This is a genomic window from Cellulomonas algicola, from assembly GCF_019024305.1.
In the GTDB taxonomy this organism is placed as follows: Bacteria; Actinomycetota; Actinomycetes; order Actinomycetales; family Cellulomonadaceae; genus Cellulomonas; species Cellulomonas algicola.
Window position 1 is genome coordinate 1 of record NZ_JAHKSJ010000006.1, and the last position, 12,140, is coordinate 12,140.

General features: G+C 74.9%; 14 protein-coding genes. All 14 read right to left on the minus strand.

The features are described from left to right. Nucleotides 1–16: 16 nt before the first annotated feature. Complete coding sequence (locus KOV94_RS04180; protein ID WP_218051302.1) at nucleotides 17–1,348, minus strand: flagellar hook-length control protein FliK; 1,332 nt, start codon at nucleotides 1,346–1,348, stop codon at nucleotides 17–19. Then, nucleotides 1,345–2,181, minus strand: coding sequence for a C40 family peptidase (locus KOV94_RS04185; RefSeq protein WP_218051303.1), 837 nt, complete (start codon nucleotides 2,179–2,181; stop codon nucleotides 1,345–1,347). Before KOV94_RS04185 ends, KOV94_RS04180 begins: the two co-directional genes overlap by 4 nt. Then, entirely contained in the window at nucleotides 2,178–2,603 is a 426-nt protein-coding gene (locus tag KOV94_RS04190; RefSeq protein WP_218051304.1) for a flagellar export protein FliJ, read from the minus strand. The genes KOV94_RS04185 and KOV94_RS04190 overlap by 4 nt, the downstream gene beginning before the upstream one ends. Beyond that, a complete protein-coding gene (locus tag KOV94_RS04195; RefSeq protein ID WP_372449436.1) occupies nucleotides 2,600–3,961 on the minus strand; it encodes a FliI/YscN family ATPase in 1,362 nt (453 codons plus the stop codon). The genes KOV94_RS04190 and KOV94_RS04195 overlap by 4 nt, the downstream gene beginning before the upstream one ends. Continuing rightward, nucleotides 3,958–4,785 (minus strand): FliH/SctL family protein, encoded by an 828-nt coding sequence (locus tag KOV94_RS04200; RefSeq protein ID WP_218051305.1) that lies wholly within the window; start codon nucleotides 4,783–4,785, stop codon nucleotides 3,958–3,960. Before KOV94_RS04200 ends, KOV94_RS04195 begins: the two co-directional genes overlap by 4 nt. Further along, complete coding sequence (fliG, locus tag KOV94_RS04205; protein WP_200829818.1) at nucleotides 4,778–5,779, minus strand: flagellar motor switch protein FliG; 1,002 nt, start codon at nucleotides 5,777–5,779, stop codon at nucleotides 4,778–4,780. Before fliG ends, KOV94_RS04200 begins: the two co-directional genes overlap by 8 nt. Then, on the minus strand, nucleotides 5,779–7,389 hold the full coding sequence (fliF, locus tag KOV94_RS04210) for a flagellar basal-body MS-ring/collar protein FliF (RefSeq protein WP_218051306.1): 1,611 nt from the start codon (nucleotides 7,387–7,389) through the stop codon (nucleotides 5,779–5,781). Before fliF ends, fliG begins: the two co-directional genes overlap by 1 nt. Further along, nucleotides 7,389–7,697: a flagellar hook-basal body complex protein FliE gene (fliE, locus tag KOV94_RS04215; RefSeq protein ID WP_124344291.1), complete on the minus strand. Its 309-nt coding sequence runs from the start codon at nucleotides 7,695–7,697 to the stop codon at nucleotides 7,389–7,391. Before fliE ends, fliF begins: the two co-directional genes overlap by 1 nt. Continuing rightward, nucleotides 7,697–8,095, minus strand: a complete 399-nt coding sequence (gene flgC / locus KOV94_RS04220) for a flagellar basal body rod protein FlgC (RefSeq protein ID WP_124344292.1) — start codon at nucleotides 8,093–8,095, stop codon at nucleotides 7,697–7,699. The genes fliE and flgC overlap by 1 nt, the downstream gene beginning before the upstream one ends. Then, nucleotides 8,095–8,442 carry a flagellar basal body rod protein FlgB gene (locus KOV94_RS04225; protein WP_200829819.1) on the minus strand — a complete coding sequence of 116 codons (348 nt, stop codon included), beginning with the start codon at nucleotides 8,440–8,442 and terminating at the stop codon, nucleotides 8,095–8,097. Before KOV94_RS04225 ends, flgC begins: the two co-directional genes overlap by 1 nt. A 135-nt stretch (nucleotides 8,443–8,577) precedes the next feature. Then, nucleotides 8,578–8,934: a hypothetical protein gene (locus tag KOV94_RS04230; protein WP_124344293.1), complete on the minus strand. Its 357-nt coding sequence runs from the start codon at nucleotides 8,932–8,934 to the stop codon at nucleotides 8,578–8,580. Between the two features lies 1 nt (nucleotide 8,935). Further along, on the minus strand, nucleotides 8,936–9,379 hold the full coding sequence (locus KOV94_RS04235) for a flagellar export chaperone FliS (RefSeq protein ID WP_218051307.1): 444 nt from the start codon (nucleotides 9,377–9,379) through the stop codon (nucleotides 8,936–8,938). Between the two features lie 23 nt (nucleotides 9,380–9,402). Further along, nucleotides 9,403–10,758, minus strand: coding sequence for a flagellar filament capping protein FliD (fliD, locus tag KOV94_RS04240; protein WP_218051308.1), 1,356 nt, complete (start codon nucleotides 10,756–10,758; stop codon nucleotides 9,403–9,405). A 131-nt stretch (nucleotides 10,759–10,889) separates the two neighbouring features. Beyond that, on the minus strand, nucleotides 10,890–12,092 hold the full coding sequence (locus tag KOV94_RS04245) for a flagellin N-terminal helical domain-containing protein (RefSeq protein WP_124343048.1): 1,203 nt from the start codon (nucleotides 12,090–12,092) through the stop codon (nucleotides 10,890–10,892). Nucleotides 12,093–12,140 lie beyond the last annotated feature (48 nt).

Sequence of the window (12,140 nt, forward strand, 5' to 3'; positions counted from 1 at the left end):
GGGCGCGGGCCGGCGGTCACAGGTCCACGTCCAGCCCGGACGACGACCGGCGCACGCCCGTGGTGACGGCCGACGGTCCGGCGTCGGCCGTCACCACGCCGCGACCGGGCCGGGCGTCGGCGGCCGTGCGGGCCGGTCCCTGGTCCTGGTCCGGGCGGTCCGACGGCGCGTCGCCGCCCACGCCGACCTGCACGTCGAGTCCGCCGAGGTCGCGCGCGAGGTCGCGTCGCAGGTCCGCGAGCGCGCCGCGCAACGCCTCGCGCGACGCCTCCGTCCCGCCCACGAGCTCGACGCGGACCTGGTCCGCCGCGATGTGCGCGACGACCCGGACCGGGCCGAGGTGCTCCGGGTCGACGGGGACCGTGAGGACGTGCCGGCCGTGCGCGAGACCGCCGAGCGCGGTGAGCCGCGCGCCGAGCTGCTCGGCGAAGGGCGCGGGCGCCGGTGTCGGGCCGGTCGGGGCCGCGTTCGGGTGCGTGGGGCCCGTCGACGTCGCCGGGGCGGTCTGGGCGGTGAGCGCCGCCTGGAACGTCGTCGCGGCCGAGGGTGCGGTGACCGGAGCGGTGGTCTCGGCAGGGGACGCGGCGCGCGCGGGGTCGCCCGTGGTCGTCGTGATGGGCGTTCCGGCGTGGACGAGCGGGCCGTCCGCCGGGGCCGCGCCACCGGCGGCAGGGGCGGTGGTCGCGGTGGTCGTGTGCGACGGCGTCGGGGTCGGTGCCGAGGTCGAGGCCGTCGTGGCGACGGTCGCCGCGCCCGGGCGCGCCGTGGCGCCGTCGGTCGTGGTCGGCACGGCGTCGCTCGGCACGGCGTCGCTCGGCACGGCAGTCGAGGTCGTCGCGACGGCGGACGCGGCGGCGCCCTCCCCCACGACGGCCGGCGGTGCCGGCGGGCTCGCCGGGGTCGCCGGCGCGACGCCGGCGCGCGTCGCGGGCGCGTCGACGGGGGCGGTCGCCGCCCCGGCTCCGACCGCGGCGAGCACCGTCGCGGCGGGGACGGCGGTCGTCGCGACGAGCGCCGGCAGGGGCGTCGTCGGGGTGGGCGTCGCCGAGCCGGCAGCGTCGGCCGCCGGCTCGGGCGTGGCCGTCGCGTCCGCCGTCGCGTCGCCCTGGCCCGTGGCGTCGGCCTCGGCCGGGCGGCTCGCGCCGCCCGTCACCGCGGCGTCCGTGGGGTCGGCGGGGGCCGCCGGGTCCGCGCGATCGGTTGCGCGCTCGGGTCGGGCGACGTCGGCGCCGACACGGACGTCGTCGAGCGTGCGGGCGAACGCGTCTCCCGCGCCCGGCAGGCCGGTCGGGGAGGACGCGCGCGAGGGCCGCGCGGCGAGCGTGGTCACGGTCGTCGTGGTCGTCACGAGGCCACCCCCAGGGAGGTCGCGAGGCCCGCCAGGGACGAGCCGCGGGTGCTGGACAGCGACGCGAGGAGCTCCATCGCGGCGCGCTGGCTCGCGGCCGTGGCCGCCGTGCCGGTGGAGGGCCCGCCGAGCCCGGTGAGGCCGGTCAGGCCGGTCAGGCCGGTCAGGCTGCCGAGCCCGGACACGCCCTGCAGCCCGCTCAGCCCGGCGAGCGCGGTCCCGCCCGGCAGCCCCGGGACGGACGCCGAGACGGTCGTCGCCTGCTGCTGCGGGAGGATGCGGCGGATCGCGGTGGGCGTCGCGTAGACGTCCCGCACGACGACGTGCGCGCCGGGCTTCGGGGCGTCGACCATCTTCCCGTCGCCCACGTAGATGCCGATGTGCGTGCCGCCGCCGAAGACGACGAGGTCGCCGGGCAGCGCCTGGTCGAGCGAGGCGACGGGCTCGCCCATCTTCTGCTGGTCGCGCGCGACGCGCGGGACGTCGGTGATGCCGACGTCGGCGAGCGCGCGCAGCACGAGGCCCGAGCAGTCGAGGCCGCCCTCGTCGAGGGACTCGCCGCCCCACACGTAGGGCACGCCGACGTACTTCTGCGCGGCGGCGACGAACGACTGCGCGGTCGCGCCGCCCGCCGGGGCGGCGGGCAGACCGGACGCGTCCGACGCGCCGGTCAGCGACGCGAGCAGCGTCTGGAAGTCGTCGCCGGTCGCTGCGGCACCCGTGGCGGCGGGGACAGCCGTCGTGCTCGCCGACGCGGCAGGGCGCGGGGGCGCGACGAGCGCGCGGAGCTCGGCCATGCGCGCCTGCACGGAGGCGATCCCGTCGACGGTCATGCGTCCTCCCGTGCCACGCGGCGGCCCGCGACCTCGTCGAGGACGACCTGCTCGGCGTGCAGCTCCTCGGCGCGGACGGTCGCGTCGTGGCGCTCCTCGAGCCGCTCGACGGCGCGCGCGTCGCGGCGGGCCGCGACCCACACGTCGGTCCGCTCCTCGCTGTGCGTCTGCGCGGCGACGACCTGCTCGCCCTGCTCCTCGAGGAGCGCGACGAGCGACGCGCGCGACGCGACGGACGCCCGGAAGGCGAGGCCGTCGGCGACGTCGGGCAGCGTCGAGCCGCTGAGGCGCTCGCGCGTCTCGCGGGCACGCTCGGCGGCGGCACGCTCGGCGCGACGCGCGGCGGCGAGCTCGGCCGCGGCGCGCTCCTCGGCGAGGGCGCGCACGCGCAGCAGGCCGGCGAGCGGGAAGGAGCGGGTCATGCGACGTCCCCCAGCTGCTGGACGAGGGCGGACAGGTGCGCCCACGCCTGGGCGGACGGCACGACGTCCTCGATGTCCTGGCGCAGGAACGCGTCGATCGCCCGGCCGTGCGTGACGGCCGCGTCGACGAGCGGGTTCGAGCCCGCGACGTAGGCGCCGACGTCGAGGAGGTCCTGCGCCTGGCGGCGGGCGGCCATCACGGCGCGCAGCCGGCGGGCGGCGTCGCGCTGCTCGGCGGTCGTCACGCGGGACGCGACGCGGCTGATCGAGCCGAGCGCGTCGACGCTCGGGAAGTGGCCGGCGACCGCGAGGCGGCGGTCGAGCACGACGTGCCCGTCGAGGATCGAGCGGGCGGCGTCGGCGATGGGCTCGTTGTGGTCGTCGCCGTCGACGAGGACCGTGTAGAGGCCGGTGACGGAGCCGGTCGCGCCCGTGCCGGCGCGCTCGAGGAGCTGGGCGAGCAGCGCGAACGTCGACGGCGGGTAGCCGCGGGTCGCGGGCGGCTCGCCGACGGACAGCCCGATCTCGCGCTGCGCCATGGCGACGCGCGTGAGCGAGTCCATCATGAGGACCGCGTGCCGGCCCTCGTCGCGCAGCGCCTCGGCGATGCGGGTCGCGAGGAACGCGGAGCGCAGGCGCACGAGCGGCGGTTCGTCGGACGTCGCGATGACGACGACGGACCGCGCCAGACCCTCGGGGCCCAGGTCGTCCTCGAGGAACTCGCGGACCTCACGGCCGCGCTCGCCGACGAGCGCGATGACGGACACCTCGGCGTCCGTCCCCCGCGCGACCATCGACAGCAGGCTCGACTTGCCGACGCCCGACCCGGCGAACATGCCGAGCCGCTGGCCGCGGCCGACGGTCACGAGCGTGTCGAGCACGCGGACGCCCAGGTCGAGCGGCTCCTCGACGCGGCTGCGCTCGAGCGGGTGCGGGGCACGGCCGTCGAGCGGCACCCACGCCTGCGCCCGCAGCGGGCCCTTGCCGTCGATGGGCCGGCCGAGACCGTCGAGCACGCGGCCCAGCAGCCCGGGCCCGACGGGCACCCGCAGCGGCTCGCGCAGCGGGCGGGCGGGCATGCCGGCGCGGAGCCCGGCCGTCGGGCCGAGGGGCATGCAGCGCGCGGTGGCACCCGCGGTCGCGACGACCTCGGCGAGGACGTCGTCGCCGACGCGCACGAGCTCGCCGACGGCGGCACCCGTGCCGACGACCTCGATCGTCAGGCCGACGACCGCACGCACCGTGCCGATGCGCTCGGGCGCGGCGGCCGCGAGCGCGCGGTCCCACGCGGGGGCGCCGGGCGCGGACGCGCGGACGGGTGCGACGGCGGCGACGGGCGCGTCGAGGGTCGCGGTCACGCCTGCTCCAGGGCGGCGCGCGCGCGGGCCAGCGCGGTCGTGACGCGCGCGTCGAGGTAGCCGTCGGGCAGCTCGGCGACGGCGTCGCCGGCTGCGAGCGTCGCGTCCGCGACGAGCGTCACGGTCGCGGGAAGCGTCGGGGCGGTGCCGCCGGTCGCGCTCGTCGCGGCAGGCACCGCGGCGAGGTCGTCGGGGTGCATCCGGACGGTCACGGGCTCGGCGGGGTCGACCTGGGCGAGCACCCGGGCCAGCACGGCACGGGCACCCTGCGCGTGGTCGGCGAGCTCGATGCCCAGGACCGCGGTGGCGAGGTCGAGCGCCGCCGCGTGCAGACGACGGTCCACCTCGGCGACGACGGGCACGGTGCGCGCGGCGGCGGCCGACGCGGCGGCCTGGAGCGTGTCGAGCGCGTGGTCGAGCGCCGCCTGCGCGGCGACCCTGTGCTGCTCGGCGGCGGCACGGACCCGCACCGACTCCTCCTGGGCGACGCGCGCGGCCTCGCGGGCCCCGGCGGCGTAGCCGGCGGCGAACCCCTCGGCACGCGCGGCCTCGGACGCGGCGCGGTCGATCACGGGTGCGACGGTCGAGGCCGCCGCGAGCGGCGACGGCGTGAAGACGACCGGGTCACCCGCGGAGCGCGCGACGGGCGACGCCGTCGCACCGGTCGCGACGAACGCGGCCGGCACGGGGACGGCGGGCGTGACGACCGCACCGCCGGGCAGTGCGGCGGCGAACACGGGGGCCGCGGCCGGCACGTCCGTCGTGGGGGTCGCCGTGGCGTCCGGCGTGGGACGCGGCGTGGGCACGAATCCGAGGTCAGGCAACGAGCTCGTCCTCCGCGTCGCGCCGGATGACGATCTGGCCGCTCTCCTCCAGGCGCCGGATCACCTGGACGATCGCCGCACGCGCGTCCTCGACGAGCGAGAGGCGCACGGGGCCGAGCAGCTCGATCTCCTCCAGCAGGTTCTCCCGCGCCCGCTCGGACAGGTTCCGCATGACGGTCTCGCGGACCCCGTCGCTGACGCCCTTGAGCGCCACGGACAGCTGGGCGGTCTCGACCTGGCGCAGCACGAGCTGCATGGCCCGGTCCTCGAGCAGCGTGATGTCCGCGAACACGAACATGCGGCTGCGGACCTCCTCCGCGAGCTCCTCGTCGCGTGCGGCCAGACCCTCGAGGATGACCTTCTCCGTGCCGGGGTCGGCGCGGTTGATGATCTCGACGAGCGGCTGCACGCCGCCGACGGCGGCGAAGTCGTTGGCCTGCAGGACGCTCGACGCCTTGCGCTGCAGCGTCTCCGCGATCACCTGGACGACGTCGGGCGACGCGCGCTCCATGAGCGCGATGCGGTGCGCGATGTCCGCCTGCAGCTCGGGGTCGAGGCCCGCGAGGATGATGCCGGCGTGGTCGGGCTTGAGGTGCGCGAGCACGAGCGCGATGGCCTGCGGGTGCTCGCTCGACAGCAGCGAGACGACCTGACGCGCGTCGGCGTGCTGCAGGAACTCGAACGGCTGCCCCTGCATGGTCGTCTGGAGCCGCTCGAGCACGTCGGCGGCCTGCTCGGCGCCGAGCGACGCGACCAGCAGGTGCTGCGCGAGGCCCATGCCGCCACCGACGCCCGGGCCGACGACGGACACCGCGTGGAACTCCTCGAGCACCTCGTCGGCGAGCCGCTGGTCGACACGCTCGAGCCGCAGGATCTCGGCCGTGAGCTCCTCGATCTCGTTGACGTCGAGCTGCGCCATGACGCGCGCGGCGCGGTCGCGGCCGAGCTGCAGGAGCAGCATCGCGGCCTTCTGGGTCCCGGTGAGCGCGGCCATCAGCGGCGTCCGGACGGGGTCGCGGTGCCGAGCCAGCCGCGCAGGAGGTCCGCGACCTCCTCGGGCTGCTCGTCGGCGAGGGCGGTGATCTCGGCACGCTTGCGGGCGACCGGGTCGGGCTCGGTCGGCAGCGGCCCGGCAGGCAGCTCGGGCAGGGCGTCCTCGGGGAGGCCCTCGAGCGCGAGGCGCGCGTCGTCGTCGAGCACCGGCTGGAGCTCGCCCAGGTCGATCGCGGTGCGGCGCGACCGGCGCGACCGGCGGGTCATCGCGATCGCGATCGCGAGCAGCAGCGCGAGGACGACGGCCCCGATCGCGGCCTGCTGGATGAGCGAGCGCTGCTCGGCGGCCTTCGCGGCGGCGTCCGCCGCGGCGAGCGCCTCACCGGCGGCCTCGGCCTGAGCGGTGTCGAACGGCACCGCCTGGACGGCCACGGTGTCGCCGCGCTCGGCGTCGATGCCCGCGGCGGCCGCGATGGTGTCGCGCAGCTCCGCGAGGTCGATCGGCGCGGCGGCCTTCTCGTCGAGGACGACCGCGACGGACTGCCGCTCGATCGCGCCCGGACCCTGCTGGACGCGCTCGGTCGTCTTGTTGATCGCGTTGGTGCGGTCCTCGGTCGTCGACTCGTACGAGCCCGACCCGTTCGTCCCGTCGCCGCCCGGCACCTGGATGTTGTCCGGGCCGAGCACACCGGCGGCGCCGGAGGCGGCACCGCCCTCGTACGTCTCGGTCGTGGTCGACGACGCGAGCGGCGGGGTGTCGGGCGTGGCCGCGAACTCCTCCGTCGTCCGGTCGGTCTGGCTCTGGTCGACCTCGGCGGTCACCGTGACGGCCGACTTGCCGGGCCCGACGACGCGGTCGAGCAGCGCCTGCACGGACGCGGCGACGCGCGCCTCGTAGTCGCTGGCCTGCTGGCCGCCGACGCCGCCGGTCGTGCCGGTGCCGACCGCGGACAGGACCTCGCCCGTCGAGTCGACGACGGCCACGTCGGTCGGCTTCATGCCGTCGATGCCGGCGGACACGAGGTGGACGATCGCCTGCACCTGGTCGACCGACAGCGACGTGCCGGGGCGGGTGCGGACGAACACCGACGCGGTCGGGTCCGCCTTCTCCGAGACGAACACCGAGTCCTCGGGCAGCGCGAGCTTCACCGTCGCGGACTCGACGCCGTCGATCGCGCCGATCGTGCGGGCGAGCTCGCCCTCCAGCGCGCGCTGGTACGTCGTCTGCTGCTGGAACTCGCTCGACGTCATGGGCATCTCGTCGAGCAGCGAGTAGCCGCCGCCGTCCGCGTTGGTCGGCAGACCGGCCGCGGCGAGCTTGATGCGCTGGTCGTACAGCGCCGTGTCCGGGACGAGGACCGTCGAGCCGCCGTCGGCGAGCTGGTACTGCACGCCGTCCGCGGTGAGCTGGTCGACGACCGCGGACGCGTCCGCGCCGGACAGGCCCGTGAACAGCGGGCTCATGGTCGGGCGGGACATCCACGTCGAGAGCGCGAACGCCCCCAGCACCAGGACGGCGACGCCGATGAGCGCGAGCGTGCGCTGCGCGAGCGAGAACTGCTTGACGGCCCCCGTGAGACGGTCCACGGCGGCCTGCACCTGGGCGGGCATCAGGCCTGCATCCTCATGATCTCGGTGAACGCCTCGACGGCCTTGTTGCGCACGGCGGCGGTGAGCTCGAGCGCGGTCGACGCCTGCGCGGACGCGATCGTGTAGTCGTGCACGTCGTCGAGGTCACCCGTGACGGCACGCACCGCGAGCTCGTTCGACGTGGACTGCAGCTGCTGCAGGTTCTCGATCGAGCCGAGGATCCCGGCGAACTGCGCACCCGCGGCCGGGTCGGCGGCGGTCGCGGCACGCGTCGCGTCGAGCGCACCGGTGGGGAGCACCCCCGTCACGGGGGTCACGGCGAAGGTCATCACTGCCGTCCGATCTGCAGGGCCGCCTGGTAGGTCTCGCGCGCCCGGTCCACGACCGTGGCGTTCGCCTGGTAGCCGCGCTGGGCCATGATCAGCTGGGTCATCTGGCTCGACATGTCGATGTCGGGGTACCGGACGTAGCCGTCCTCGTCGGCCAGCGGGTTCGACGGCTCGTACACGAGCCGACCCTCGGCGCTGCCCTCGACGATGCCGGCGACCTGCACGCCCTGGTTCTCCCCCGCGCTCTCCGCGGCCACGACGTACTTGGCGCGGAACGCGTCCTCCGACGTCGGGCGGACGGTGTTGAGGTTGGCGAGGTTGTCGCTCACGGCGTCGAGCCACTTGCGGTGGACCGTCAGGCCGGTGGAGGCGATCCCGATCGCTCCGAAGATCGTCATCAGCTGGTCCTCATGGCGGTGCGGACGGACGAGAACTGGCCCGAGACCGCCTGGGTCGCGAGCTGGTAGCGCAGGTTGGTGTCGATGTTGAGCAACGTCTCGGCGTCGAGGTTGACGTTGTTGCCGTCCTCGCGCGTCGGCTCGAGCGACCGGTGCGTCGTGGCCTCGACCGCGCCGCTGCCGTGCGCGACCGCGCGCGTCAGCTCGTCCTCGAACCGGACGCGGCGGGCCTGGAAGCCCGGGGTCTGGATGTTCGCGACGTTGTCCGCGATGGCGCGCTGGCGCAGCGCGAGCCCGTCGAGCGCGCTGTTGAGCGCGACGGAGCTCACGGAGTCGAACAGACCCATGACAGGTACACCTCTCCCGAGGACGGGTGGGGCGGCCGATCCGTGGCCTGTTGCGTGAGCGAGTCCTTGCTCACTCCCCCCATCGGCCGGGCCTCCGGGCCGATGAGAGGTTTCAGGACGGGCGAACGGGTGACATCACGCCTGGGCGTCGACGTACACCGGGAGGTCCGGGCGGACCGGGCGCAGCGCGTCGGCGGCGACGAGCTGGCGGCGGCTGCGCACGAGCGCCTCCGCGGTACGGCGGGCGACGTCGAGCTGGCGGTCGAGCAGCGCCTGGCCGCGCTCCTGGAGCGAGACGGGCAGGGTGCCGAGGTCGCGCGGCGGCTGCCACACGGCGGCGCGCGCGACCTCGTCGACCGGCGCGAGGTGCGCGGTCCGCAGCAGCTCCTCCGCCGCGGCGACGTCGACCTCGAGCGCGTCGAGCGCGCGGACCCACGCGGCGTGGAAGTCCGTCGCGGGCGTGCCGGTCGTGCCGGCCGCCGGGGAGAGCATGTCAGCCGACGCCGAGCAGGCCGACCGCGGTCGCGGTCTCCAGCGCGGGCGCGTCCGCCGGGGTGGGGATCTGGACCTGCGCGAGCGAGCGCGCCGCCTCGTGCCAGGCCTCCGCGAGCGGCTCGATGAGCGCGCGGCAGGACCGGGTGATCTCGACGTCGCCGCGCGCACCGGCGCGGATGAGCTCGCCGAGCAGGAAGCGGTAGATCGACATGAGCTGCGGGCCGCCGTCCCACGCCGTCTCGTCGAGGCTGACGATGAGCTCGGCGACGATCTCCTGCGCGTGCTGCAGGTGCCCGCGACCGGCGACGACCTCCCCGGCCTCGAACGACTCGGCCGCGCGGTCGACGTCGACCAGCATCCGGTCGTAGAGCATCGTGAGCAGACGCGCGGGTCCGACCGTGGCGACCGCGTCGGCCACGTACCGCGAGCGGATGTCAGGCATGGGGTGCGACCTTCCGGTGGGCGTCAGGAGCTCGAGGACGCGGACAGGGACGACAGCTGGCCGGCGAGCCAGCTCGACTGCGACTGCAGGTTGGACAGCGTGACCTCGAGCGCCGAGTACGTCTTCTGGAGGCTCTCGCGACGGATCTCGAGGCGGCGGTCCCACGCGTCGATCTGCGTGCCGAGGGTCTTCACGAGGTCCTGCTGGCCGGTGATCTTGCGGGTCAGCGTGCCGTCGACCTTGTCGGAGGCCTCGACCGCGACGTCGGCGACGCGCTGCGCGAGGCCCGACACGACCTTCTGGACCTTGTCGGGGTCGGCGGCCAGCGCCGCCTTGAACTTGGCGTCGTCGAACGTGAACCCGCCGTCCTTGCCGATCGTGATGCCGACCTCGGAGGGCGACGTGCCGTCGACGGGGTAGGACGCCGCGGTCTGCAGCGCCTGCTTGAGACCGCGGACGGCGCTGTCGCCCGCGAACAGGCCACCGCTGACGACCGTGCGGCCGTCCGCCGCGGTGGTCGTCGTGGTCGACGTGCGGGACGCGACCTCCGAGAAGACGACACCGAGCGCACCGACGAGGCCCGAGGCCAGCGACGTGATCGCGGCCGTGTCGCGACTCACCGTGAGGGTGACCGGGTCGGCCTCGACCTTCGAGATCGTGATCGACGTGCCGGCGAGCACGTCGGCGAACGTGTTGGACGACGAGGTGACCTTCTGCTCGGCGCCGACGACCCCGGCCCAGAGCGTGATCTCGGCGTCCTTCGCGGCACGCGTGTCGACGAGGGACAGCTTCGCCGCCGTGCTCGCACCGACCTGCTCCTTCGTGCCCGCGTAGACCTCGAACGCGTGCTTCGCACCGGTCTCGGTGGAGGTGAGCTGGAGCCGCGTGGTCCCGCCGACCGTGACGGCGACCGCGTTGACTCCGGCCTTCGACGCGCTGATCGCGCGGGCCGTGGCGGCGGCGTCGGCGCCCACGGTGACCTCGGTGAGGGTGCCGTCGGGAGCCTTGAACGTGAGCTTCTCGCCCGCGGCGGGGAGCGTGGCGTAGTCGGTCAGCGAGACCTGGCTGGCCGCGAGGGCGTCGACACGGAACGTCAGCTCGGTGGGCGTGCTGCCCGTGCTCGTCGTCGCGGTCACCGACGCGGCGGACGCCGCCGCCTTCGTGACCTCCCACGACGTCGCGGTGGCGGCCTTGGTCGCGGCGTCCTTGAGCGACGAGACCTTGGTGTTGAGCGACTGCAGCGCCGTGACGAGGTTCGTCGTGGCGGCCTGCTTCGACTTCAGCAGCGTCTGGGGGGCCGACTCGACCTGCATCAGCTGGTTGATGAGGTCGGTCGTCTGCAGCCCGGAGACCAGGCCGTCGATGCCCATCGTCGCCATGCGCGGTCGCTCCGCTCGTCGTGGTGGTGGTGCGGGGGTGAGGCGCCGGTGGCGGGCGGCTGGTGGGCCGCCCGCCACCGGAGCGCTCTAGGTGGTGGCCGTCCCCGGTCGGGGGGTGGTCACCGGGTGGATCACCGCAGGAGGGACAGCACGCCCTGGGGGATCTGGTTGGCCTGCGCGAGCATCGCCGTGCCGGCCTGCGACAGGATCTGCGCGCGGGTGAAGGAGACCATCTCCGACGCCATGTCGGTGTCGCGGATGCGGGACTCCGACGCGGACAGGTTCTCGACCGAGACGTTGATGTTCTTGATCGTGTGCTCGAACCGGTTCTGCAGCGCACCGAGGTTGGCGCGAGCCGTCGAGACCGAGGAGATCTTCTCGTCGATCTTCGTGATGGACGCCTGCGCGGCGGTGGCCGAGGAGAAGTCCAGGCCGGCCGTCGTGTTGGCGACCGTGGCGCCGTTGTCGACACCGGTGCCCGGGTCGGTGCCCGCGGCGACGGTCCCGCCGTTGAGCGCCTTGACCTCGATGCCGGTCGCGGCACCGTTGGCGTCCTTGACGACGTTCACGGAGAAGTTCGCCGCGAAGTTCGTGTCGGCCGCGAGGGCGTCGGCGAACTTCTGCACGCTGCCCGTGGTCGCGTTCGAGATCGCGGTCGCCTGGGCGCCCGAGATCGCGACGACGACGTCGCTGGTCACGCCCGAGCCGTTGTCGACCGAGAACGTGTAGTTGCCCGCGGCGACCGCGGTGTTGTCGACGTCGAACTTCGTGCCACCGGTCGCGAGCGAGCCCGTGGTGAGGTCGGCGGCGATCGTCTTGATGTTGGCGCCCGACAGGTCGACCTGGATCTGGCTGTTGGTGTCGCCGTCGGCGCCGACCTGGAAGGTCAGCTTGCCCGAGCCGCCGCCGGCGGAGCCGTCGAGGAGCTTGGTGCCGTTGAAGTTCGTCGACGCGGCGATGCGGTCGAGCTCGTCGACCAGCTGCGTGGCCTCCGTGTCGATGTTCTTGCGCGCCTCGGCGTTGTTCGAGTCGTTACCGGCCTGCACCGCGAGGTCACGCACGCGCTGCAGGATCGAGTGGACCTCGGTCAGGGCGCCCTCAGCGGTCTGCACGACCGAGATGCCGTCCTGGGCGTTGCGGGCGGCGACCTTGAGGCCACCGACCTGCGAACGCAGACCCTCGGAGATCGCCAGACCGGCCGCGTCGTCCGCCGCACGGTTGATGCGGAAGCCCGAGGACAGCTTCTCGAGCGACTTCGAGAGGTCGTTCTGCGTGTTGGACAGGTTGCGGTACGCGTTCGTCGCCGCGATGTTCTGGTTGATCGAGAGACCCATGGTTCTCTTCCTCCTTGATTCGGGTCCGGAGCGGCCCATCCGTGGGCA